The sequence below is a fragment of the Bradyrhizobium sp. WSM2793 genome, from assembly GCF_000379585.1.
GTDB lineage: Bacteria > Pseudomonadota > Alphaproteobacteria > Rhizobiales > Xanthobacteraceae > Bradyrhizobium.
This window is the reverse complement of the sequence record NZ_KB902813.1, coordinates 118,639-141,800: the sequence shown is the minus strand read 5'-3', so window position 1 is coordinate 141,800 and position 23,162 is coordinate 118,639. Positions and strand designations below refer to the sequence as shown.

Genomic DNA, 23,162 nt, shown 5'->3' with positions numbered 1-23,162 from the left:
ACCTGTCAGGATAACTGGAACAACAGAGGTCCGACATGAAAGCCGTCGTCGTCGAGCAATACGCACCGATCGATCAGATCGAACTGAAGGACGTCCCGCCCCCGTCCATGGAACCGGGACAGCTGCGTATCCGCGTGGAAGCTGCCGGGATCGGCTTCGTCGACGGCTTGAAGATCGAGGGACGCTATCAGACCAAAGATCCCCTGCCCTTCATTCCCGGTACGGAGTTTGCCGGGGTGGTGACGGACGCGCCCGGCGCACCCGGCGGCTATCAACCCGGCATGCGCGTGATGGGGATGACGCGATCGGGCGCGCTTGCCGAAGAGATCGTCGTCAGGCCCGAAGCGCTCCATCCCCTGCCCGACGGCGTCGCGGCCGAAGTCGCCGCCTCGTTTCGCGCCAATTATCTGACTGCGCTCTATGCGCTAAGCGCACGCGCCTCGCTCTGCGCAGGCGAACAGCTGCTGGTGCTGGGCGCAGCTGGCGGCACAGGAATCGCGGCAGTCCAGATCGGCAAGCTGCTTGGCGCCAGTGTGATCGCGGCAGCATCGACACCGGACAAGCGCGCCTTCGCCCAACAACATGGCGCCGACGCTGTGATCGACTACACGCAGACCGGCTGGCGCGACACGCTGAAGGAACTGACTGGCGGACACGGTGCCGACGTGATCTTCGACCCGGTCGGAGGCGACGTCTCGGTGCAGGCCTTTCGCTCCATCGCCTGGCGTGGCCGTCATCTCGTGGTCGGTTTTGCCGCCGGCGCGATCCCGGCATTGCCGTTCAATCTGCCACTGCTGAAGGGTGGCGCCCTGCTCGGTGTCGATCTCGCGCAGATTCCCGTGCGCGAGCCCGAGGTGCAGAAGCGCCTGATGTCGCAGTTGACGGGCTGGCTTGCCGACGGCCAGCTGAAGCCTGTGGTCGGTCGCGTCTTTGCCCTGGACGACTTCCGGGAAGCGTTCAGGACCATGCAGACGCGCGGGGCGCTCGGCAAGATGGTCGTGCGCATCTCGACATAGGACGCGCAAACGGGCGAAGATGCCCGTGGCGTGGCGGCAACTACGCGTTCAGTCGGTCGAACTGGACCTTGCCCGCTTTCATCACCAGCGGAATATGCTCGCCCTGACCGAGCAGGCAGGCGACGTCGCTGAGCGGATTGCCGTCGACCACCAGCAGGTCCGCGATCGCCTCGGGCGCGATACGGCCGAGCTTGCCCTCCATGCCCAGCACCTCGGCGCCGATCACCGTGGCGCTGGCGATCACGGCGCGCGGACCGAGAATCTCGGCGCGGATGCGGAATTCATCGCTCTGCAGGCGCTGCGACGGCCCGAGCAGGTCGCTGCCGAACCCCATCTTCACGCCGGCGTCGCGATAGATCGCGAGCGAGCGCAGGCCGGCGTCGCGGACGTCGGCGATCTTGGCGACGCTCTCGGGCGGCAGGCCGTATTGCGCGCCCTCGTTGGCCAGCGCCTCGTAGGTGACGAGCGTCGGCACCACATAGGCGCCCTTTTCGGCCATCAGGCGCGCGGTCGGAGCATCGACCAGATTGCCGTGCTCGATGGTGCGCACGCCGCAGCGAACGGCGCGCTCGATCGCGGCAGCGGTGTACGCATGGGCGAGCACATAGGTCTGGCGCCCGCGCGCCTCCTCGACGATGGCGCGGATCTCGTCCTCGGAGTAGCCGAAGGCGCCGACCGGATCGGTCGGTGACGCGACGCCGCCGGACGCCATGATCTTGATCTGGTCGGCGCCCATCTGCAGCTCCTCGCGCGCCGCCTTGCGCACGCCGTCGACACCATCGGCGACGCGCGCCAGCGCGCCGACCCGCACGCAACACGGACATGGCGCGTCGCTCGCGAGATAATCCGAGCGCGCCCGCATGTCGCCATGCCCGCCGGTCTGGCTCAGCGCACGGCCGGAGACGAACAGCCGCGGGCCGTCGGTGAGACCGGTGTCGATCGCCTGCTTCAGCGCGTGGCCGGCACCACCGGCGTCGCGGACGGTGGTGAAGCCACGGCGCAGCATGCCGCGCAGCAGCAGCGTCGAGCGCAGCGTCACCAGCACATTCGGCATGTGCACCTGCTGCGACAGGTTGAGCTCGACCGCCACCGCATGGACATGCAGGTCGATCAGGCCGGGCATCAGCGTCTTGCCCTTCAGGTCGATGGTCCGGTCGGCGGTGACTTGAAGCGGCCGGTCCGAGACCTCCTTGATCACATTGTCCTCGACCAGCACGTGATGGCCCTCCAACAAATCCGGCTGAAGCGGATCGAGCAGGGCGGCATTCTTGAAGAGGGTGCGAGTCATGGTCGTTTCCTGTCCGGTCAGGACTGTGTGAGCAGCGCGGGCAATGCGAGCTGGGCGAACGGGAGACACGCGGCGACATCGTCCGCACCGTACCAGCCCGCTTCATGCAGCAGGTTGAGCGAGCCGAGCGTGCGTCCGCGCCAGCGCACGGGCATGTTGAGCACGCTCTCGCAGCCGAGTGAAGCGATCAGCTCGTGATCGGCGAAGACATTGCGCAGATCGGCGAGGCTGCGGCCGATATAGGCCTCGCCGCGGTCGAGCACGGCCTCGGTCCATGGTCCCGGCGCGAGGCGCTTGCGTCCGCCCGTCGGGTAAGGCCCGGGGAGATTGGAATAGATCCGCGCCGCTTCGCCGGTGTCGTCGTCATAAGTCAGGATCGTGAACAGCTTGTGCCCGATCGCCGATTTCAAGGCGTCGTCCAATGCCGAGAACAGCGCCTCCGGCTGATCCGCCCTGCCCTGCGCCGCCGCCACGGCGTTGAGCAGCGGATCGGCCTGGCGTGTCGTCTCCCTCATGCGACTTCGCCCGCGGCAATGTCTTCCAGCGAACGGCCGCGCGTCGGCACGCCCATCACCACGACGGTGAGCGCTCCGATCAGCAGAACGCTGGTGGTGATCCCGAACACGCCGGCAAAGCCGAAATTGGGATAGAGGTAGCCGACAAGGATCGGCGAGACGATCGCGCCGATGCGGCCGATCGCCGAGGCAAGGCCGGCGCCGGTGGTTCGCACCGGCGTCGGGAACACCTCTGCGGTATAGGCATAGACGCCGGCATAGGTGCCGTTCATGAAGAACGACAGCAGAATCCCCGCGACCATGATGTGCTGGTCGCTCTGCGCGAAGGCGAGTCCGAGCGCGCTGATGCCGCCGAGCACCATGTAGGACGCAATGGTGGCCTGCCGGCCGATGCGCTCGTTGAACCAGGCGGCGCTGAAATAGCCGGGGATCTGCGCGCAATAGATCGCGATCGAATAGGCGAAGCTCTTGGTGATGCTCATGCCGTTCTGGACCAGAAGGCCGGGGATCCAGACGAAGAAGGAATAATAGCTGAAGGTGATCGCAAGCCACATGATCCAGGTCATGACGGTGATGCGCGCCTGCCGGCCCTCGAGCAGCGCCGCGAAATTGGCAAGCAACGTGCCCCCGGCGACGGGCGGGCTGACTGAATCGACGACCGGCTGTGGCAGCACATGCCCCTGGCGCGCGAAGCCGGCTTCGATCTTGTCCAGCACCGCTTCGGCTTCCTTCGCCCTGCCCCGGCTTTCCAGCCAGCGCGGCGATTCCGGCAACGCCCTGCGCCACCACAACAGCATGACGACCGGCACGGCGGTGATGACCAGCACGATGCGCCAACCGTTCTCAGAGGCGGGCACGATGAAATAGCCGAGCAAGGCCGCTGCGACGAAGCCGAACGAGAAGAACCCGGCCAGCGCGCCGGTGAAGCTGCCGCGGAAGCGCCGCGCCACGAACTCGGCGAGGTAAGGCGCGATGATCGCGCTCTCCGCGCCGGTGCCCATGCCCGCGACGACGCGGGCGGCGAAGAAGGACGGCCAGCTGTCCACGGCGGCGCTGACGATCGATGCGGCACAATAAAGCGCCAGCGCCGACATCATCACCGCGCGGCGGCCGATCAGGTCGCCGAGCGTGCCCGCCAGCAACGCGCCGAACAGGAAGCCGATATAGGTGCTGCTGCCGAGCACGCCGATCTGCACGCTCGTCAGATTCCAGGCGGTGCGCAGCACCGGCAGGATGAACGCCAGCACGGCTGCGTCCATCGCGTCGAACATGTAGCCGAGCCCGCCCATCAACAAAAGATGCGTGTGGAAGCGTGCGAATGGCAGGCGCTCGATGCGCGCCGAGATCATCGACATGTAAGTCCCCTCTGTCCGGCGGCCCGGCATCCGCAAGTCCCTGGGGGAACCATAGACAAAGAGATATTATCGTCATAATTTATAATCGTGATCCCATACATCACCACGGTGAATGTTCTGTCGTTTCGATCGCTCGACCTCAACCTGCTGAAAGTCTTCGAAGCCCTGATGACCGAGGGCAGCGTCACGCGCGCTGCAAACGCGCTGCTGATGACGCAGCCCGCGGTCAGCAACGCACTGGCACGGCTGCGCGACGCGCTCGGCGATCCCCTGTTCGTCAGGTCCGGCACCGGCATCCGTCCGACCCAGCGCGCCGTGGTGTTGTGGGAGCCGATCGGCGAGGCGCTCGAAAGCGTCCGCGGCGCGCTCGACGAGCAGGTGTTCGATCCGCGCCGCGCGCAGACCGAGTTCAGCCTGTCGATGTCGGATTACGTCGCCTCGCTGGTGATGCCGAACCTCCTCGGCCATTTCGGCAAGGTCGCGCCCAAGGCGCGCGTGCACACCGTTCCCAACACCATCCTGGAGATCGCCGATCAGCTCGAAGACAATCGCGTCGATTGCGTGCTCAGCGTCTATGTCAACGAGGCGCAGCAGCCGGCCGCCATCCGCTCGCGCTCGTTGTGGACGGTCGACTATGCCTGCTTCATGCGGCGCGGCCATCCGCTCGCCGGCCAGAAGCGGCTGAGCACGCGCAGCTTCCTCGGCGCAGGCCATGTCGATGTGAGCCTCGCCGGCAAGACCCTGCCGTCCTACGATCTCTTCCTCGCCTCTCGCGGTCTGTCGCGCAATCTGGTCGCGACCGTCAACCACTACAGCGCCGCTTACGAGGTGGTGCGCCAGTCCGACCTGATCGCCGTGCTGCCGAGCGATCTGCGCTCGCAATCCCGCCACGCGCCGTTCCTGCACGCCATGCCCCTGCCGCTCAAGGCGCCGCCGCGCATCGTCAGCCTGTTCTGGCACCAGCGCAACGACACCGTGCCGGCGCAGCGCTGGCTGCGCGAGACCCTGGTCGAGATGTTCGCCAAGTCCGACTGAATACTCGGGCACAGGCCTGACACCACCAAAAAGGAAACGGTGGGTTTCTCGAAGCAGCATTGTTGCACCGGCCGCCGCGGCCTAGCTCCACCGCAAACGATCCCCTCCCACAGCGACAAGCGCAAGCTGCGTCCGCAGAGATCTCACCGATGACCGCATCGCTTCAATTCGGACTGGATACTTTTGGCGACGTCACCAGGGACGCCGCAGGCGCGATGCTTCCGCACGCGCAGGTGATCCGCAACGTCGTCGACGAAGCCGTGCTGGCCGACGAGCTCGGTCTCGACTTCATCGGCCTCGGCGAGCACCATCGCGCCGATTTTGCGATCTCCTCGCCGGAGACCGTGCTCGCCGCGATCGCATCGCGCACCAAGCGCATCCATCTCGGCTCGGCCGTGACGGTGCTGTCTTCGGACGATCCCATCCGCGTGTTCCAGCGCTTTGCGACGCTGGATGCGCTCTCGAACGGGCGCGCCGAGGTGATCCTCGGCCGCGGCTCGTTCACCGAATCCTTTCCGCTGTTCGGCTTCGATCTGCGCAAATACGAAGAGCTGTTCGAGGAGAAGCTCGACCTGTTCGCCGCACTGCTGTCGCAGAAGCCGGTGACCTGGGAAGGCAAGCTGCGTCCGCCGCTGAGGGATCAGCTGGTCTATCCCCCGGTCGAGAACGGCCGGCTTAAGACCTGGATCGGCGTCGGCGGCAGTCCGCAATCGGTGGTGCGCGCTGCGCATTATGACCTGCCCCTGATGCTCGCGATCATCGGCGGCGATCCCGCGCGCTTTACGCCCTTCGTCGATCTCCATCACCGCGCCGCCAAGGAATTCGGCCGCCCCGCGCAGCCGATCGGTGTGCATTCGCCCGGCTATGTCGCCGAGACGGATGAAGAGGCGCGCGAACAGCTATGGCCCGACTACAAGGCCATGCGCGACCGCATCGGCAAGGAACGCGGCTGGCCCCCGATGGGCGGCGACGAGTTCGTCAACGAGGTCGAGCACGGCTCGCTCTATGCGGGATCGCCGGAGACGGTCGCGCGCAAGATCGCCAGGACGGCGAAGACACTTGGTGTTTCGCGGTTTCAGTTGAAGTATTCGGCGGGACCCTTGCCGCACGAGAAGCTGATGAAGAGCATCGAGCTTTATGGGCGCAAGGTGGTACCGATGGTGCGGGAGATGATGGAGTAGCGGCTTGACGCGGCCGCCTACTTCATCAACCCGAGCCGGCTCGCGCCGACATAGAGCGAGAGCACGGCGGCGTTCGAGACGTTGAGGCTCTTGATCTCGCCGGGCATGTCGAGCCGCGCCACGACGCTGCAGGTCTCGCGGGTCAATTGCCGCAGACCTTTGCCTTCGGCGCCGAGCACCAGCGCGAGCGGCTCGCGCAGCGCGACGTCGCTGAGATCCGCGCTGCCTTCGCTGTCCAGCCCGACGGTCTGGAAGCCGATTTCGTTCAGGGTGGTCAGGGCGCGCGCGAGGTTCTGCACGGTCACCATTGGCACCAGCTCCAGCGCGCCGGAGGCGGCCTTGGCGAGCACGCCGGTGGCTTCCGGGCTGTGGCGCGCAGTGGTGACGATCGCCTTCACCGCGAACGCTGCGGCGGAGCGCAGGATCGCGCCGACATTGTGCGGGTCGGTGATCTGGTCGAGCACCAGCACCATGCCTTCTTGCTTCAAGCTCTCGATATTAGGCGAAGGCAGAGGATCGGCTTCCGCAAGCAGGCCCTGATGCACGGCATCGGGCGAGAGCAGACGGTCGATCTCCTGGGGCCGGACGATCTCGGGCGTGACGCGGGTCTCGATGTTCTCGTCCGCAAGTCGCTTCGCAGCGTTCTCGGTCAGCGTCAGCTTGCGGATCCGCCGCTCCGGGTTGGCCAGCGCCATGGTGACGGTGTGCCAGCCATAGAGGATGACCGGCCCGTCGGGGTGCGAATCGCGGTCGCGCCAGGCCGGCCGGCCGCCCGATTTCCCGGGCCTGTTGAAGGGCTTAGCCCCGCCGCGGGGACCCCTGGAGGTAAATTTTTTGTCCTTCATGGGCTCGCTTGTGTCACGGGTCCCGGAATATGGCAATTTGGGTGGCTTGGGAGGCGATTTTAGCTGTTCGCCTCGGTTGACTTTGCCCCACCGGATCGCCCATAACCGCGCCCGGTCGCGCCCCCATCCGGGCTGTCGCGGCCTTCACGTTCCATGGCCGTCTTCGGTCGCCGGCAAGGTCCGGCCCGATTGTGCTGCCGTCGAGCGGGGGAGTGTCCCGAGTGGCAAAGGGAGCTGACTGTAAATCAGCCGCCTCATGGCTTCGCAGGTTCGAGTCCTGCCTCCCCCACCAGCCTTCGCTCGCTTCGCGAGCTACGGCTCGGCAAGCCAATCCAGAACATCATTCAGCGAAGCGAGCGAAGGCTGCCACGCCGTAGCCGGCAGGCGTAGGCGGGCTGACAGCCCCGATCGATTCCAATCGCGACCACGCGCACGTCGCAAAAAAACAAAACGCCCGTCCGCATCGCGCGAACGGGCGTCTCGTTAGCTCAACCGATCAGGGATCAGTAGTAGCGGCGCAGCACGCGGTGGCCGCCGTAGTACGGCGCCGGCGCGTGGCGATGGGCGTAGCCGTAGCGCGGACCATGGCCGTAGTGCACGCGCGGCAGATAGCCGTAGCGCGGGCCGTAGCCGTAGCGATACGGACGGTAGTACGGGCGGTGATAGGGGGCCACGGCGGCGCGATAGCCGTAGCCATAATTGGCGGGCGCGACAACCGCGTCTTCACGGTAGGTCGGATACGGCGCGAACGCGCCCGGACCGGTGTAGGTCGGGCCCTGGTTGACGTAGTAGTACTGCGTGGTCGGCTCGGCGAGACGCTCATAGGCGCCATAGCCATAGCCGTATCCATAACCATAGCCGCCGCAGCCGGTGTTGCAGCCGGTATAGACCGGCGCGACGGGCGCGCAGCTGGTGAAGCCGCAGGCCGCAGCGGGCCCGGTGGCGGCGAACATCACGGCAGCCGCCGCAACCAGTCCCGAAATCATTTGACGCATTACTCTCTCCTGTTGATTTTCGTTTGTTGAATTTTGACGTTTCTTAACCCGGCGGCTTGCCGGGGACTTGGACATGCGGCCGCGGTCGCGGTGGCCGCGGACGATCGTTGATTTCAGGCGCGAGGATCACCGGCGGCGGATCGACGGGCACGTCCATCTGCGGCGGCAGCGGCGCCGATTGCGCGCCCCAGCTCTGGTGATAGCTCTCGGCGGGCTTCGGCAATTTGCGGTTCGCGGGCGGCTCGACCTCGAGCCGGCCGTAGCCGGGCCGCAGGCCCAGCGTCGGATAATAATGGCCAACGTCGGCAGGCTGCCGCTCGGCGATATAGCGCCCGCCATAGATAGTGGGCTGCACCTGATGGTTCTTGCCCAGGCCCCAGACACCCTCGACCACGGCATAGGACGCGTCGATGTTGTTGATGATGATCGGCACGCCGGGCCGGCCGGGAACGACGATATCGAAGCCGCCGTCGGCAAACGCCGTCGCGGGCAGTCCGATCAGAAAGGCAGCGAGCGCCACAACGCGCATGAGGGGGACCCCGGTTATGCGGCGGCAACCTATCCGATCGCGGCGCAGAGAGGGTTAAGGCCCGCTCACCAAATTCCGGTAAGCCTAATGTGTAAGGATTGCGCGCCACTCAAATGCTGCAAGGCGGACTAGCGAAGCATTAACGGCATGTGGCTTCGCCAAGCGGAACCGCGGCTGCTCACATCGGTTTGACCGCCGGTTGCGAGAAAATCCACCGGTTTCATCGGAACGTCCGGCGTCGCAAGCGTTTAGCCCCCGTCAACAAAATGGGAGCCAACAACCATGAACATCAAACTTCTTGGAGCGACGGCGATTGCGGCGACCATGCTGGCAGGCTCGGCCATGGCGCAGGCGGTCGTCAACGAACCCGGACGCTGCTCGGCGCAATTCCCCAACGCCAATTGCCAGAATCTCGGCCCCGGCAATCCATACACCGATCGCGGATCGCGCCATCGCCGCGTGTCTTACCGTGAAACCAATTCCTACCGTCAGGCCAATGGCGACTGGAATAACGACTGGAACAGGAGCCGCACCGGCTTCTGGCCGACCGACGTTGCGGCCGGCGTAGCCGGCGCTGCGATCGGCACCGCGGGCGCGATTGCCAGCGCGCCGTTCCGCGCCTGGGACAATTCCTACGCCTACGACAATTCGTGGGACAACCGCGGCTGGGACAATCGTGGCTGGGACACCCGCACCTACGCCCAGCGTAACGGCTTCGTCTGCACGCCCGGCACCTGGTTCAAGGGCGCAGACGGCCGCCGGCACATCTGCCAATAAGGCGGTCTAAATCGATGCGAGAGATCAGGCGGCCTTCGGGCCGCCTGATTCATGTCTGCGGCCACGACGTTTCCGGTTGTGGCGCTTTCCGATCAAGTCTGGTATTGCGGCGCGCAACGGGTGGACACCCCGGCCCATGCCGGCCCTGCCCGTCTCCAGGCGTCGCCGGCTTAGCTCAGCGGTAGAGCAGCGGTTTTGTAAACCGAAGGTCGGGGGTTCAATCCCCTCAGCCGGCACCAGCGTCTGGCGTACAGCTCTCAGCTCGAACGCTTCGGCGCGCTACCTTGCTGGAAATGCTCGGCGCCTGACATCTCCACCCAGCCGTGTTTCGACTGCTCGAACACCGATCTGATCGGCGGTGGAAAATCGGGATTTGCGATCGCGCCGACGGCGACGGCGATCATCGCAGGCAAATTCTCGGCTTGCCAATAAACCGTCGAGCCGCAGTCGGGACAAAAATAGCTGCTGACCTTGCCGCCGCTTGCGGCTGTCCGGACGTACGGCTTTGGCGTCCCTGTAATGGTGACGGTCTCCACTGGATAGAAGGCGCCGACGCCGAACGGCGCGCCGGTTCGTCGCTGACAATCAACACAATGACAGGCGACGACGAGGCGCGATGGTTCCGGAAGCGACAGCGCGAGAGCACCGCAGCTGCATCTGGCATCGATCATCGAATTCTCTCCTCGTTGGTCGGGATGCAAGTTGAAAGGGAGGCGCCGATGACGAGGTTGACGAAGCAGCCCCGACCTGTGCCCCGGACGCAGTGCAGCGCCTCCTCGGCGATGCGCTGCAGAGCGGGGGCCCATCGCGCCGCATTCCTCCGTGCCGCTTTCTGGGTCCCGGCTCAGCGCCGCAACGCTGAAGGCATTTGCAGCGCGTCCGGGACACGAGAGCGAACTCGTGACGCTCACTCCGTCCCCACCTCGAACGCCAGCAGCACGTTGCCGGCGACGCCGCTCCATTGGCCGTAGCCGGAATTGGTGTAAAGCATGCCGCCGGCGATGACCGGCCCGGGGCCGTCGATCGCGCCGCCATGGGCGGGGACGCCGTTCACGGCCTTGAAATCCTGCGCGGTGTCGAACTCCCAGAGCAGCTTGCCGTCGGTGGCATAGGCGCGCAGGAAGCCGCTGACGCCGCCGGAGAACACCACGCCCGGGATCAGGCTCACCGCTGCCGAGAGCGCGGGGCTGCATTTGGGGCGGTCGCCGCAGGCGACCGGCGGCACTTCCATGGCAATCTTGCCGCTGGCGAGGTCGAGGCCGAACAGGCCGCCGCCTTGCGTGGAATCGAGCTGCCGCGTGCCGTCACGCATGAAGCGCACGTCGGAGTTGGCGACATAGATGCGCTCGCCGTCCGCGGCCGAGCCCCATTCGCTGCCGCCGAGCGCACCGCCCTTCCCGATCCGGGTCTGCCACAGGATCTTGCCGCCGTCGTCGGGATCGAGCGCGTGCACGACGCCGGATTTCTGCGCGATGACGAGCATGCGTCTGCCATCACGCAAGGTGACGAGGATCGGCGACTGGCCGAAATCGTGATCGGGTCCGTGATCCTCCGGACAATTGGACTTGTCCGCGGTGAAGCACGCCACGACAAAGGCATCCTTCGGCGTCGCCTGCTGCTTCCAGAGCAGCTTCCCGGTTGCGAGCTCGAACGCGAGGATCGCATCAGCGGTCGCCGCCGGCGGGTTCGAGTATGAATTGCTGGTCGCCACATAGACGGCGCCCCGCTTCGCATCGATCGTCGGCGCCGACCAGATCGCGGCGCCGGACGGACCGAAGAGCTGCGTGCCCCTCGCACTCTTGCCGGTCGGATGCGGCACTTCCGGAATCGTATAGGCCTGCCAGACCAGCTTGCCGGTCGCCGCGTCCAGCGCCACCACGCTGCCGCGGAAGGTGCAGCATTCGTAGCTGGCCTGCGAGCCGGCCGCTTCCTCGATCGAGGACACCGGCACGTAGAGCACGCCGGAATGCAGCGTCGGCGCTCCGGTGATGCGCGCGGCCGCGTGCTCCTCGACCTTCGTCTTCCAGATCAGCGCGCCGGTCAGCGCGTTCACGGCGTAGACGTTGGCGCGCAAATCGCCGAAGAAGATCGCGAACTGGTCGGAGCCAGGAAGCGGCGCAAAGCTGATCGCGGCGCGCACCGCCGCATCGATCGCCAGCGTCCACAGCGTGCAGCCGCTGCGCGCGTCGAGCGCGTGCACCTTGCGATCGGTGCCGCCGATGAACAGCATTCCGCCCACGATGGTCGGCGGCGCAAACGACACCGAGGCGCCGGGGAATGCATAGGCCCATTTCAACCGCAGGCGCGGCACCTGTTCCGCCGTCAGCCCCGCCATGTCGGCGGGCTGGAATCGGCTGTTGTTGGTGTCGACGCCCCATCCGTTCCAGCGCGGACCGTCAAGGGCTTGCGGAAAACCGCTGGCCTGCTGCGTACAACGACCTTCCGCGTCGGCCGCAACGCCGCCGGTCGCGATCTTGCCGGTGACGAAGGACGCTATCGCGCGGCGTTCCGCGTCGCTGCGATCCTTTGCCATCGCCGCCATGCTGCCGGAGGTCAACGCCGCCAGCACATGGTCGAACGACATCGCCTGTAGGGCGCCGCGGCCCGGCACGCGGGTCTGCACATCGCCGTCGTGGCATTGCGCGCAATGCGCGGCATAGAGCGCGGCCCCCTCCTGCTGGGCCAGCGCCGGCGCGCTGCACCAGATCAACAACGCGGCCAGGACAGCACGTGCTCTCATGGTGGGCTCCGGCAGGTCATCGCGATACGAGATCGCTCCACAACCCAAAGTCTATCGCCGGGGCGATCACAGATGCAATGGACGTTCCGCCCGCAGCTGTCACACATCCGTGGCCGTGCGGACGCGACCCGGCAACTCATCCAGCCGCCAGAGCCCGAGGCTCTTGTCGCGCCAGCCGCCATCGCCCTCCTCACAGCGCTCATCGATCAATTCGCGCGGCACCGGCCAGTCGAACGGCGCCTTCGTCATGTTGAGCGCGCGCCAGTCGCCATCCTCGCAATCGCGGTTTTCCTCCCACTCCGGAAACGTCGTGGCGAGCAGGAATTGCGCGCCGCTCTCGCGAAAGCGGGCGATCACGCGGGCGATGTTCTGAAAACTCAGATGCACCAGGCAGTCCCGGCACAGGATCAGATCGGCGCGCGGCAATGCATCGCACGTGATATCGGCCACCAGGAATCGGCCGGACAATTCGCCGCGCGCCGCACGCGCGTTGTTGGTCTCGATCAGCGACCGCACGATGTCGATGCCGATGTAATCGAGATCGAGATTGAGGCGGCCGATCCAGCCGGCATCGCCGCAGGGCGCATCGAGCAGCGAGCGCGCGCCGAGCCGTTGCAGCAACGAAGGAAGCGCCTCCCGGATCGCGGCGGTGGCCGAGTCCTCCGAGCCGAGGCCCGACACCGAGTCGGGAGCGCCCCAAAGGTTCGTCCGCTCGATCCGTTCGAACCGCGCGGCGAGATCTAGTCCCGAGAAATTGTCGCGGTCGGCGACGAAGCGTTCGTGGGCGAGCACGGGAGGACGATTGGAGATCATGGGATCGGACTCAAGGTCGAGATTCCGGTGCAAACACGCTATACTCGCGTCCGATGCGCTCCACCACCCCGACAGAGAAGGCCAGGATCGCCGCTGGCGCGGTGACGGCCGTCGTCATGACGGCCGTGCTGTTGGTGTTCGTGCTCGCTTGTCTGCTGGCGCTCTAAGACGCGCGACGGACGGATGCCGACGGACTTACGCCGTGCGCACCGTCCGCAGGAATTTCCCGACCTCGTCCTTCAGCCGGTTGCTGTCGCTCGCCAGCATCTTGGCGGTCGAGAGCACCTGCGAGGAGGCCGAGCCGGTCTCGGCCGCGCCGCGCTGCACGTCGGTGATGTTCGTGGAGACCTGCTGGGTGCCGTGAGCGGCCTGCTGGACGTTGCGTGAGATCTCCTGGGTCGCGGCACCCTGCTCCTCGACGGCCGCGGCAATGGTCGAAGACACCTCCGACAGCCGCTCGATGGTCATCGAGATATCGCGGATCGCGTTGACGGATTCCTGGGTCGCGGTCTGAATGCCGGAGATCTGCTGGCTGATCTCGCCGGTCGCCTTCGCGGTCTGCTCGGCCAGCGTCTTCACCTCAGAAGCGACGACCGCGAAACCGCGGCCGGCCTCGCCCGCCCGCGCCGCTTCGATCGTGGCGTTCAGTGCCAAAAGGTTGGTCTGGCCGGCAATGGTGTTGATGAGCTCGACGACGTCGCCGATCCGCGTCGCGGCAACCGAGAGCTCGCTGACCCGCTCCGTCGTGGTGCGGGCCTGGGCGACGGCTTCGCCCGCCATTCGCGCCGATTCCTGCACCTGCCGGCTGATCTCGTTGACCGAGGAGGACAGCTCCTCCGTGGCGGTCGCGACCGACTGTACGTTGCCGGTGGCTTCGCCGGACGCGACTGCGACGACCGAGGTCAGCTCCTGCGCGCGCTGCGCGGTGGTCGCCAGCGTCGAGGACGATGCTTCGAGCTCGGTGGAGGCGGATCCGACCGTGTCGATGATTTCGCCGACTGCACGTTCAAAGCCGTCGGCGAGGTTGACCATGTCGCGGCGGCGTTGCCCGGCAGCCTGCTTCTCGGCTTCGAGCTGTGCAGCCTTGAGACGCTCGACTTCCAGTGCATTGGTCTTGAACACTTCGACCGTCTTGGCCATGTCGCCGATCTCGTCGCGCCGGTCCTTCTCGGGCACCTCGGTCTTGAGATCGTTGCGGGCGAGCCCCTCCATGGCGAGCTTGAGCCGGGCGATCGGCTGCGACATCGCCTTGAGGCCGATGAACAGCGCGATCGCAATGCCCAGGATCAGGCCTCCGGCGCTGACGCCGATCACGGTCCAGGTCGCGGCGTGAGCGTCGCGGTTGATGGCGTCCTTTCGCTTGGCCACAGCCTGACCGGTTTCGGTCGTGAATTTGGCGATGCGCAGCAGGGCCGCATCGATCAGGGGATCGCACTCCTTGTGCGCGCGCTCGGCTGCCCTGGCATTCTCTTCCGTGCTGCTGGCCTGTGAGCCGGCCTGGAGCACCGGATCGCAGCCGGTGAAGGCGGCTTTCAACTGGTCGCCGATGCTCTTCAGCTCGCCGGCGCGCGATGGGTCGTCCTGCTCGGCTGCATCGAGGAATTGACGGATTTCGTCGCGGTTCTGGGTCGCGGTCTTGAGGCGTTTGGCATTGCCCGCCTCAGTTGCCTCGGTGAACACCGCATAGAGCGCCGCGTGGTAGGTCTCGGCGCGGCGCTGGGCGCGGGTGAGGTTGAGAGAGGAAGATTGCGCGGCGGAGAGCTCGCCGAAACCGTCGACGGTCGCGGAAAGTTCGCGCACGCCAAAGGCCGCGACGGCGATCATCGCACACCCCATCACGGTCACGATCAACGCGACCTTCCAGACGATCTTCAGATTGTTCAAAAAGCTCATTTGTGCCGTCCAATGATGGTGCTGCCGGCGATAATCCCAGCACCGTGCATTGGAACCGGCGGATGTTAAGATTTAACCTCAATTCGCCCGGGTATTCTTACGCAAAAATAATCCTTCTGCGCTTCGGCGTAAGCCTGGCGTAAGCTTCGGCCCGTTTTCGGTCGCGCGATCGGCATTGCCAGCCCGGAACCGAGCCTCCGCGTCAGCCGTTGTCGACCCATGCGGATCAGGGAAGAAAACCGAAATATGTTTCTGCTGGCGACGGTGGCGTTGTGCTGTGTCGCCGTGGCCGGGACATTGACGTTGTTGGAGCCGATGCTTTCGCCGGCCCCCGAAAAGCGGGTCGCGGAGACAGCCGTGATCGACGTCACCCGGACACCGGTTCAGACACCGGTCCGGGTGGTTGGCGCACCGTTCGAGCCCAACATCAATCCGCGCCAGCGATAGCGCTCACCTTGGCGACGCCTGCGTGCCCTCCTCGGGCCGGCCATGCGCACGCGCCAATTCCTCGACGAACGCGATCACCTCCGCCCGCTTGTCGGGCGGTAGCGACAAGAACGCGCGGATGAGCCTCAGGCCCTCCACTTCGTCCGACCGTTCTTTTCCGGAATCCATCCGACTAATGTCGGGTGACCGGGAAAAATATGCAATCCCCTGTTTACCGCCTTGATTCGGCGCAGCCGCTTTGCTGGAATGGGGCCGGCTGAGGTGGATCATGAAATGGATCGCGGAACGCGACGCACTGATCGCGCAGACACTGGCCTTCGTCCAATCGGTAACTGGCAGAAAGGATGACGTCCTTCAGCCGGACGGGACCTCGGTTGCCACGACCGTCGCGGTCGAAATCGTTGCCGTGAAGGCCGCCGCAGTCGAGATCGAGCTGCCGCAAGCTCCGGTACCGCCCCCACCCACGCCTCTGCCGCCACCGCGGGCGATCGGTGATTTCCGCAGCGAGATGCAGGCCCGCATCGCCAATTTCCGCAAGCATCAGGAGCGGTTCGAGCGCGAGCGCGAGGAATATTGTGCCGAAACCCTGACCAGATTGCGCGCCGCCATCCACGACGCCCCGGCCCCACCGGCCAGAAAATAAGGCCCCCCTCCCGTCAGAGGGGCCTACAGCCAGGACCACACCAGCCAAAGATTGGCCGCGCAGGCGCCGAATAACGCCAGCGTCAGCGGCAGGAGCATGTGCCCGCAGGAGGTCTTCAGGTCGCTCGTCATGGCGGAAAACATCCGCTGATTCCGCCAAACGAGTCCCAAGGATTCTTTTTTTCCCGATTCAGGACTCGTTAAGGACTCAGGGGCCCCGGCAGCCCGATCACGGCCCCGTGATCGCCTGCCCCCCGGAACCGCCGGCCCATGAGGTCGTTAATGCGCTTTCCGGGAGCGGGAAGAATGCCCTACGCCTTGTTCTGCAACGACGCCCAGATCAGCAAGGCCTATCCGAGTGAATCCGACGTCTGGAAGCTCGCGTATAGGAGCGGCCTGGTCGTCGACGTCAGCGCCGACGAGGACCGTCCTGGGCCGCGCCGGGTGCTCGACAACGACTACGAGATCAAGCCCTGCCGGGTCGCGCAGGGTGAGGACCCCGCGCGAAACAAGGCCGAGGCCGACCGCCAGTCGAAAATGGAGCTCGAGCTGAATCCGTGACATCTGGCGGCGGAGGCCGCCAAGCGATCAGGGCGTTGCGGTTGCCAGCGAGGCCTGCTCACCGGCCAGCGCCACGCAGGCCTTGCGGCGATGCAGCCCGCGGATCGCGCCGGTGACCTTGAGCACCTTGCCCGACGGGCAGGACGCGTCCTTGACGAAAGCCACCTCGTAAGGTGCCAGCATCAAGGGCTCTGATTTGAGGATTGTCTGTGCAGAGCACGGCAGGCAGATAAAGCACGAGAGCACCACCGCCGACACCAAGATACGCATGTCCGTCGTCCCACCAGCCCGGTAATTCTCATATAACGCTTTCCGGAGCGCGAGTTCCGTAAGCCGCAAAAATTATTTTTGCTTTACCCAAGTCCCATGACGCGCGTGAGAAGGCGCCCGCCGGAATGTTTTCCTGCAAATGACGCGCCAGATGGTTCATGCAAAGCAAACATGGGGCCGACAGGCAAGAGGCTGACAAACGAAAGGCCGGCGGGAAGCCGGCCTTTCCAGAGCGTGGTCGCGGTGGAGGGTCAGTAGCGCGAGGCCGCCGGACCGCCCCAGCCGAAGCGGTAGTTCACACCGACCTTGACGGTATGCTCGTCTTCCCGGCCGCGAACGCCGACGATGTCGGCCGGGCCGGAGGTGAAGGTGGTGCTGCCGAAATTGTAGTACTGGTACTCGGCCTTGGCCGACCAGCTCGGCGCGAACATGTATTCGAGGCCGGCGCCGACGGTGTAGCCGTCCTTGCTGTTGCCGGTGGTGGTGAAGCCCTGCGGCACGCCTGCGACATTGACGCCTAGGCCGCCATTGCGCCAGGCGTAACCGCCCTTGGCGTAGAGCAGCGCCGGACCCCAGGTGTAGCCGACACGGCCGGTCACCGACCCGAGCTGGTCGGTGTTGGAGGTCACCTGCGTGCCCAGCGGGAACGTGACACCGTTGTTGTTGGTCGGCAGCCAGGAATACTGGGCCTCGATACCCACCACCCAGTTGGGCGCGAACTGGTAGTCGAAGCCGCCTTGCACGCCGCCGAGGAAGCGGGCGTCGCTGGACTGGAAGCTGCTGTCGCCGGCAAACGCGCCGCCGACATGGCCGCCGATGTAAAAACCGGTCCAGTTATAAATTAGCTGCGGCGGCGTATAGGCCGGGGCCTTGGCGTAGGTGCGCGGCTGCATGTCCGCGGCTGCCGCCGGCGCGGCCAGCGCAAGCAGAGCAGCTGCACCCAGCAAAATCGATTTCATGATCATCCCCGTTCTTTCATTTACGACACTCAGGAAACAACGTGGCGTGAATTGGGTTGCTTCGCGGCGATGCCGGAACGTTGATCGCTCGTGACTGTGACGGAGGGGCAACAACGCGATTTTGTTCCGTCCTGTCGTCCTGCACCGACTATTCTTGTCGTCTGCGCAGCACCTGCTGTAACAATTTGTCGCGAGGTCAAACCAACCCGTTCAAAGCTCGCCGAAATGTGATCCGCGGCTCCGGCAGTTATCGTTCTAGCACCCGGCGATGAAGACGGGCTTTGCGCTACCGCGTCATCTTTTCGAGTTCCGGAAAGGGTACGTAAACCGCGCCGGCGCAGAGCTCGCTCGTGCGGTCGACGACGCGGTCCGCGCGTCCGTTGACGAAGATCACAGCGCGTTCCCGCATGGCCTTGTAGCTGCCATCGGTCTCGCGCGGGGTGAAGTGCAGGCAGCTCACATAGAACTGCCGGCCGCCGACCTCGCGCTGGACCGGCTCGGCCATGCTGGCCTCACGCACGCCGACCGGGTTGTTCAGATAGGTGCGCATCAGTGCCGGAATGTCGCCGCGGAAATTGTCCGGAAACGGCTGCGGCCCTCCGGCCTGGGTCCCACCGATGATGGTTGGACGATCACCGTCGCTGCCGAAACATGCCGCGAGCGCCAGCGGCAACAACAGGACCGATGCCAGGCTCGCCGCACGTTTCGCCAATCGCCCCACAGATCCCGCTCCCGCTCGAACAGACTAAGGGGACGTTCTAGCCGCAAGGTCGCGCAAAGGGAATTCGCGTCCCCGGGGCGTTGCGACGCACGCACCGTCCCGCCGCCGGCGTCTTTCGCTTTCGCGCAAGGCGCCGAGACGACGGGCCGGGCCTGACGTCCTGACGCGGCGGCGGGGCAATGCTTGGGATGCCGCCGCGAGAGGATCAGTCGTTAGCTGCGCTTCTCGGTGGTTGCCGGCTTGGTCAGGTCCGGCTGCGCCTTCAGCGATTTCTTCGCCGACAGATGCTTGTGGTGATGGCGATGGGAGCGCACGGTCTTGTGCTCGTCGGGCGTAACCGCTGCGTTGGCATTCAGCGCCTTCGACTTGCTATCCACCTTGGCGTCCGCCTTGACGTCGGCGGGCTTGACGTCGCCGGCCTTCGCGTCGGTCTTGGCATCGACCGCCTTCGCATCGGCCTTGATGCCGGTGTCCGGTTTCGCGGCAGTGGTCGGGGCCTTGGTCTGGCTCTGGTCCGCCTTGATCACCGGGGCCGTAGTGGTCTTGCCGGCCTCGGCAGCGAAGGCCGGGTCTGCGATCACGGAAGCTGCGAGCAAGGCTGCGGAAATGGTCTTCAGCATGGTGGTCTCCTCTGGAAGGATCTTGAGGCGGCGCCCTCTCCCCTACCCGTCGATCGTGGGTGGGAGCCTAGGGGCGGCGCGCTGAACCCTGTCTGAAGCCCCCTGCAGGCTTCCGTTCATCTGGATGACAAGTTTGTCATCCGCGCCCTGGCGAATAGATCGTGCGGAGCGGGAATGTTTTCGCCAGACGGGTGTTCCGGTCTTCGGGCAATCGTGTAGGATCGCCACGTTCCATACGGGAGAATTTAGATGCGCAAACTCTCAATGCTTGTCGTGCCGGGATTGGTCGCCATGTCGCTGGCGACCGCGCCGGTGCTGTCCAGCGCCTATGCCGCCGGCAGTGACGAGCCCTCGCCGCCGCCGAAGTCGGACTCCTCCTCCAAGAAGGGCAAGAAGAAGAGCTCTTCGGTCAGCGATCCCAAATTCCTCGCCGTCTATCGCACCGCCTATACCGCGATCTACGACAACCACGACTACACCGGCGCGATCGATCAGTTGAAGTCGCTCAAGCGCGACGACGTCGCCGACGTCGCCAACCTGATCGGCTACTCCTATCGCAAGCTCGGCGACTACCAGTCGTCGAAGGTCTATTACGAGCTGGCGCTGAAGGACGATCCGAACCACGTCCGCACCTGGCAGTATTACGGCCTCTGGCAGCTCGAGCAGGGCAATCGCGAACAGGCGCAGTATCATCTGAACAAGATCGCCTCGCTCGCCGGCACCGACAGCTCCGAGTATCGCTCGCTCGCCACAGCGCTCGACAAGCCAACCGGCGCGACGCTGGTCTACTAAGACAATCGCATCTTCGAACGCAGCGAACGGGCACAACCTTTCGGTTGTGCCCGTTCGGCTTTCTCGGCTAGCCTCTCGCATCGATTTTCCCACTAAATTGGTGTGCAATGGACCCGTGGCTGCGATCCGCGATCGACTACATCGGCTCCTGGATCGAATTCCAACTGACGACGATCCAGCAGCCAGGCGTCATCGTCGCATTCGCCCATCGCGGCGAGATCGTCGCCGAGCATGCGTTCGGCCTTGCCAATCTCGACACCGGCGAGAAGCTCACCCCGCGCCACCGCTTCCGCATCGCCTCCCATTCCAAGACCTTCACCTCGGCCGGCATCATGAAGCTGCGCGAGCAGCGCAAGCTCCGGCTCGACGACACGGTCGGCCAATATGTCGGCGGGCTGCATCCGCGCGTCGCCGAGACCACGATTGCACAGGTGCTCTCGCACAGCGCGGGTCTGACGCGCGACGGCGCCGATTCCGGCCAGTTCATCGACCGCCGTTCCTATCTCAACGCGAAAGAGTTACTTGCGGAATTGAAGCTGCCGACCGCGATCGAGCCCGGCACCCGCTTCAAATATTCCAATCACGGCTTTGGCCTGCTCGGCCTCGTCATCGAGGCGGTGACGAAGCAACCCTACTCAGCCTGGATCAAGCGCGAGATCGTCGAGCCTGCGGGCCTGCGCGCAACCGAGCCGGACGCGCCGCTGCCCAAAGGCGCGTCGTTCGCGCGCGGCCATACGCGAAAGCTGCCATTCGGCGAGCGATGCGTGATCGCCGGCGACAATCCCGCACAGGCGATGGCGTCCGCTGCAGGCTTCGTTGCGACTGCCGGCGACACCGCACGCTTCTTCGCGCAGCTTGCGCCCAATGCGAAGAAGAGCGTGCTCTCGGTCGCGAGCCGCCGCGAGATGACGCGACACCATTGGCGCATTCCGCAGAGCTTCGAGGGCTATTACGGCCTCGGCGTCAATGCCGGCAAGACCGACGGCTGGGACTGGTTCGGCCATGGCGGCGGCTTTCAGGGCTACATCTCCCGGACCTGCGCCATCCCCGCTTGCGAGCTCACGATCAGCATCCTCAGCAACTCCATCGACGGCGCGGCGCCGTTCTGGATGGACGGCGCGATGCAGATCTTGCGCGTGTTCAAGACGCGCGGCACGGCCGACCGGCGCCTGCGCGACTGGACCGGCCGCTGGTGGACGATCTGGGGCGCGAGCGACCTCGTGCCGATAGGCAACCGCGTGCTCGTCGCCAATCCGCAATTCAACAATCCGTTCATGGATGCCGCCGAGATCGAGGTCACCGGCCGCGACACCGGCAAGCTCGCCTGGGCTGCCGGCTATTCCAGCCATGGCGAGCCGGTGCGCCGGATCCGCGACAAGCGCGGCAGGATCAGCGAGGTCTGGATCGCCGGCGCCAACGTCAAGCCCGCAGGCGTCGTCGCGAAGGAGATCGCGCGCCGCTATCCGCCGCGCAAACGGAGGCCTCTTTAATCGGAGCATGATCCTATCGGAAAACCGCTATACACTTTTCCGGATCATGCTCTATTCCCTGATCAGCGCCTCGACCTCGCTGCGAAACGCCTGCCGCGAGCCGCCTTGCGAATAGAACATGTGGCCGCCGGGATAGACGGCGAACTTCACGCGCTGCGTCGCAAAGGCCGGCATCTGATCGAGCACCCGCTTCGTTCCGAAATAGGGCGTGGCAAGGTCGAACAGGCCGTGCGCGACCAGCACGTTCAGTTTCGCGTCGGTGGCGAGGATCTGGCGCAGCTCGGATACCGATTGCGGCGGGTTGATGCCACGACCGAAATCCCAGTGACCTTCCACACTGCCGTTCAGGACTTCATAGGAGCCGTCGGGCCGCCAGTTGAGTTTGCGCGTGAGCACATCGACCGCGGCGCTCGTCAGCGGCGCCTGGAGCGCGTCGCCCGAGGGGTCGCCGAACCGCGAGCTGCTCGAATCCGGATAGGGATCGAAGCCGCGCACGGAGGCGTCGTAACGTCCCGTCACCTTGCCGTTCTTGCGGTCGAATTCGCGGCGGAATTCACCGACGTCGAAACGGCCGGCGAGCCGCCGGCTCACCGCCTGGTCGATGCCGGTAAGCGCGGCGACCTTGTCGGCAAGACGATTGGTGGCCTCCTTGTCCGCCTCGCCCTTGACGAGGTCGGCCAGGAATTCCCCGCGCGCGTAAGCCTCGACGTCGGCGAGATCGGCGCGCTTGACCGGCCCTTTTGCCTCGCGCGCCACCGCCACATAGCTCGGCAGCGTCGCGACATATTGCAGGAGGCTGGTGCCGGTGAACTCACGGAAGTCGAGCAGCGGCGACACCAGGATCAGGCCCTTGACGCCGACGCCGTGCTGGAGCTGCAACTGGCGCACGACCTTCGGCCCGCGAATGCCGCCATAGCTCTCGCCCGCGACGTATTTCGGCGAGGTCAGCCGGTCGTGCTTCTCGAGCCAGCGGCGGATCACCAGCGCGATCGCGTTGACGTCGCCGTCGACGGAGTAAAACGACTTGCGTGCGTCCTCGCCGCTCGCGATGAAGCGGCTGTAGCCCGTGCTGACGGGATCGATGAAGACGAGATCGGTGAAGTCGAGCCAGGTCTCCGCGTTCGGCTTCACCTCGGGCGAGGCCGAGGGCGACAGCGCTTCGCCGTCGAGCGGCAGCCGCCATGGACCGGCCGCGCCGAACTGGAGCCACGCCGAGGACGCGCCGGGCCCGCCATTGAACAGGAACGTGACCGGGCGCGTGGCGCGGTCGGCGCCGTCGAGCTGGTAGGAGGTATAGGCGATGTCGGCCAGCGGCTCGCCCTTGCCGTCGAACACGCGGATGGAGCCGGCGGTCGCGGCGAAATTGAGGGTGCGGCCGGGCAGATCCAGCGTCTGCTTCGTGGTCGAATCCGCGGGGAGACGGTGCGGCTCGGCCGCGGACGGCGAGGCCTGCGTCGCGCTTTGCGGATTGGCGGCGCGCCCACCCTTCTGTGCCGCCGGCGATGCCGCCTCGGAGCGCGGCTGCGGCGGATCATCCGCGCGCGCGACACTCGCGAGCGCGGCCGCGGACACGGCCAGCGCGAGCCCGGTTCGTCGCAGCGTCGGCAAGATCGTGAACATGATCGTTCTCCCTGCCCGGCTGTCACGGCCGGTGCGCATCAAAGCTAGCGCGGAATTG

The 23,162-nt window shown here is 65.6% G+C and carries 25 protein-coding genes and 2 tRNA genes; 11 read left to right on the top strand and 16 right to left on the bottom strand.

Going from position 1 to position 23,162, the window contains the following annotated elements:
- Positions 1-35 precede the first annotated feature (35 nt).
- On the top strand, positions 36-1,016 hold the full coding sequence (locus A3AS_RS0135330) for an NADPH:quinone oxidoreductase family protein (RefSeq protein ID WP_018322193.1): 981 nt from the start codon (positions 36-38) through the stop codon (positions 1,014-1,016).
- Between the two features lie 40 nt (positions 1,017-1,056).
- Here the strand turns inward: A3AS_RS0135330 and A3AS_RS0135325 are convergent, their stop codons facing one another.
- The 3 genes from A3AS_RS0135325 to A3AS_RS0135315 are packed head-to-tail and all read right to left on the bottom strand — an operon-like array spanning position 1,057 to position 4,174.
- Positions 1,057-2,304: an amidohydrolase family protein gene (locus A3AS_RS0135325; RefSeq protein WP_018322192.1), complete on the bottom strand. Its 1,248-nt coding sequence runs from the start codon at positions 2,302-2,304 to the stop codon at positions 1,057-1,059.
- A 17-nt stretch (positions 2,305-2,321) separates the two neighbouring features.
- Positions 2,322-2,819 carry a GAF domain-containing protein gene (locus A3AS_RS0135320; RefSeq protein WP_018322191.1) on the bottom strand — a complete coding sequence of 166 codons (498 nt, stop codon included), beginning with the start codon at positions 2,817-2,819 and terminating at the stop codon, positions 2,322-2,324.
- Complete coding sequence (locus A3AS_RS0135315) at positions 2,816-4,174, bottom strand: MFS transporter (protein ID WP_018322190.1); 1,359 nt, start codon at positions 4,172-4,174, stop codon at positions 2,816-2,818. The genes A3AS_RS0135320 and A3AS_RS0135315 overlap by 4 nt, the downstream gene beginning before the upstream one ends.
- Positions 4,175-4,261: 87 nt before the next feature.
- Between A3AS_RS0135315 and A3AS_RS0135310 the strand changes: the two genes are divergently transcribed.
- Both A3AS_RS0135310 and A3AS_RS0135305 read left to right on the top strand, forming a co-directional pair.
- Entirely contained in the window at positions 4,262-5,209 is a 948-nt protein-coding gene (locus A3AS_RS0135310; protein ID WP_018322189.1) for a LysR family transcriptional regulator, read from the top strand.
- A 149-nt stretch (positions 5,210-5,358) separates the two neighbouring features.
- Positions 5,359-6,390, top strand: a complete 1,032-nt coding sequence (locus A3AS_RS0135305; RefSeq protein WP_018322188.1) for an LLM class flavin-dependent oxidoreductase — start codon at positions 5,359-5,361, stop codon at positions 6,388-6,390.
- A 17-nt stretch (positions 6,391-6,407) separates the two neighbouring features.
- Here A3AS_RS0135305 and rlmB read toward each other — a convergent pair whose 3' ends face one another.
- On the bottom strand, positions 6,408-7,235 hold the full coding sequence (rlmB, locus tag A3AS_RS0135300) for a 23S rRNA (guanosine(2251)-2'-O)-methyltransferase RlmB (RefSeq protein ID WP_026202699.1): 828 nt from the start codon (positions 7,233-7,235) through the stop codon (positions 6,408-6,410).
- Positions 7,236-7,441: 206 nt separating this feature from the next.
- Between rlmB and A3AS_RS0135295 the strand changes: the two genes are divergently transcribed.
- A tRNA-Tyr gene (locus tag A3AS_RS0135295) sits at positions 7,442-7,527 on the top strand.
- A 211-nt stretch (positions 7,528-7,738) separates the two neighbouring features.
- Here the strand turns inward: A3AS_RS0135295 and A3AS_RS0135290 are convergent.
- Together A3AS_RS0135290 and A3AS_RS0135285 are read right to left on the bottom strand one after the other, a co-directional pair.
- Positions 7,739-8,230, bottom strand: coding sequence for a hypothetical protein (locus tag A3AS_RS0135290; protein WP_018322186.1), 492 nt, complete (start codon positions 8,228-8,230; stop codon positions 7,739-7,741).
- Positions 8,231-8,273: 43 nt separating this feature from the next.
- Positions 8,274-8,759: a hypothetical protein gene (locus A3AS_RS0135285; protein ID WP_018322185.1), complete on the bottom strand. Its 486-nt coding sequence runs from the start codon at positions 8,757-8,759 to the stop codon at positions 8,274-8,276.
- Positions 8,760-9,041: 282 nt separating this feature from the next.
- Between A3AS_RS0135285 and A3AS_RS0135280 the strand changes: the two genes are divergently transcribed.
- Both A3AS_RS0135280 and A3AS_RS0135275 read left to right on the top strand, forming a co-directional pair.
- A complete protein-coding gene (locus A3AS_RS0135280) occupies positions 9,042-9,536 on the top strand; it encodes a hypothetical protein (protein WP_018322184.1) in 495 nt (164 codons plus the stop codon).
- A gap of 164 nt (positions 9,537-9,700) precedes the next feature.
- Positions 9,701-9,775 (top strand) — tRNA-Thr (locus A3AS_RS0135275).
- 18 nt (positions 9,776-9,793) lie between these two features.
- Here the strand turns inward: A3AS_RS0135275 and A3AS_RS0135270 are convergent.
- The 4 genes from A3AS_RS0135270 to A3AS_RS0135250 all read right to left on the bottom strand — a co-directional run bounded on the left by A3AS_RS0135270 (position 9,794) and on the right by A3AS_RS0135250 (position 14,982).
- Positions 9,794-10,207, bottom strand: coding sequence for a GFA family protein (locus A3AS_RS0135270; RefSeq protein ID WP_018322183.1), 414 nt, complete (start codon positions 10,205-10,207; stop codon positions 9,794-9,796).
- Positions 10,208-10,443: 236 nt separating this feature from the next.
- Complete coding sequence (locus A3AS_RS0135265; RefSeq protein WP_018322182.1) at positions 10,444-12,276, bottom strand: PQQ-binding-like beta-propeller repeat protein; 1,833 nt, start codon at positions 12,274-12,276, stop codon at positions 10,444-10,446.
- 99 nt (positions 12,277-12,375) lie between these two features.
- On the bottom strand, positions 12,376-13,089 hold the full coding sequence (locus A3AS_RS0135260) for a class I SAM-dependent methyltransferase (protein ID WP_018322181.1): 714 nt from the start codon (positions 13,087-13,089) through the stop codon (positions 12,376-12,378).
- 195 nt (positions 13,090-13,284) lie between these two features.
- Complete coding sequence (locus tag A3AS_RS0135250; protein ID WP_018322179.1) at positions 13,285-14,982, bottom strand: methyl-accepting chemotaxis protein; 1,698 nt, start codon at positions 14,980-14,982, stop codon at positions 13,285-13,287.
- A gap of 246 nt (positions 14,983-15,228) precedes the next feature.
- Between A3AS_RS0135250 and A3AS_RS0135245 the strand changes: the two genes are divergently transcribed.
- Positions 15,229-15,429 carry a hypothetical protein gene (locus A3AS_RS0135245; protein ID WP_018322178.1) on the top strand — a complete coding sequence of 67 codons (201 nt, stop codon included), beginning with the start codon at positions 15,229-15,231 and terminating at the stop codon, positions 15,427-15,429.
- A 3-nt stretch (positions 15,430-15,432) separates the two neighbouring features.
- On the opposite strand, the gene A3AS_RS47885 is transcribed toward A3AS_RS0135245, so the two are convergent.
- Positions 15,433-15,699, bottom strand: a complete 267-nt coding sequence (locus A3AS_RS47885) for a hypothetical protein (RefSeq protein WP_143109081.1) — start codon at positions 15,697-15,699, stop codon at positions 15,433-15,435.
- Between A3AS_RS47885 and A3AS_RS0135235 the strand changes: the two genes are divergently transcribed.
- Together A3AS_RS0135235 and A3AS_RS0135225 are read left to right on the top strand one after the other, a co-directional pair.
- On the top strand, positions 15,698-16,072 hold the full coding sequence (locus A3AS_RS0135235; protein ID WP_018322176.1) for a hypothetical protein: 375 nt from the start codon (positions 15,698-15,700) through the stop codon (positions 16,070-16,072). The genes A3AS_RS47885 and A3AS_RS0135235 overlap by 2 nt on opposite strands.
- Positions 16,073-16,377: 305 nt before the next feature.
- Positions 16,378-16,632 (top strand): hypothetical protein, encoded by a 255-nt coding sequence (locus tag A3AS_RS0135225; RefSeq protein WP_018322174.1) that lies wholly within the window; start codon positions 16,378-16,380, stop codon positions 16,630-16,632.
- A gap of 27 nt (positions 16,633-16,659) precedes the next feature.
- On the opposite strand, the gene A3AS_RS50190 is transcribed toward A3AS_RS0135225, so the two are convergent.
- From A3AS_RS50190 to A3AS_RS0135205, 4 genes are all read right to left on the bottom strand, one after another.
- A complete protein-coding gene (locus A3AS_RS50190) occupies positions 16,660-16,902 on the bottom strand; it encodes a DUF6719 family protein (protein WP_018322173.1) in 243 nt (80 codons plus the stop codon).
- Positions 16,903-17,153: 251 nt separating this feature from the next.
- The gene (locus tag A3AS_RS0135215) at positions 17,154-17,861 is read right to left on the bottom strand and encodes an outer membrane protein (RefSeq protein WP_026202698.1); all 708 of its coding nucleotides are present in this window, start codon (positions 17,859-17,861) and stop codon (positions 17,154-17,156) included.
- 286 nt (positions 17,862-18,147) lie between these two features.
- Positions 18,148-18,582 (bottom strand): hypothetical protein, encoded by a 435-nt coding sequence (locus tag A3AS_RS0135210; protein WP_018322171.1) that lies wholly within the window; start codon positions 18,580-18,582, stop codon positions 18,148-18,150.
- A gap of 212 nt (positions 18,583-18,794) precedes the next feature.
- Complete coding sequence (locus A3AS_RS0135205) at positions 18,795-19,202, bottom strand: His-rich protein BRANT (protein ID WP_018322170.1); 408 nt, start codon at positions 19,200-19,202, stop codon at positions 18,795-18,797.
- A gap of 249 nt (positions 19,203-19,451) precedes the next feature.
- Here A3AS_RS0135205 and A3AS_RS0135200 point away from each other — a divergent pair, with 249 nt between their 5' ends.
- Together A3AS_RS0135200 and A3AS_RS0135195 are read left to right on the top strand one after the other, a co-directional pair.
- Complete coding sequence (locus A3AS_RS0135200) at positions 19,452-19,994, top strand: lipopolysaccharide assembly protein LapB (protein ID WP_018322169.1); 543 nt, start codon at positions 19,452-19,454, stop codon at positions 19,992-19,994.
- Between the two features lie 107 nt (positions 19,995-20,101).
- Positions 20,102-21,484: a serine hydrolase gene (locus A3AS_RS0135195; RefSeq protein WP_018322168.1), complete on the top strand. Its 1,383-nt coding sequence runs from the start codon at positions 20,102-20,104 to the stop codon at positions 21,482-21,484.
- Between the two features lie 51 nt (positions 21,485-21,535).
- On the opposite strand, the gene A3AS_RS0135190 is transcribed toward A3AS_RS0135195, so the two are convergent.
- Positions 21,536-23,104 (bottom strand): S10 family peptidase, encoded by a 1,569-nt coding sequence (locus A3AS_RS0135190; protein WP_026202697.1) that lies wholly within the window; start codon positions 23,102-23,104, stop codon positions 21,536-21,538.
- Positions 23,105-23,162: the final 58 nt, after the last annotated feature.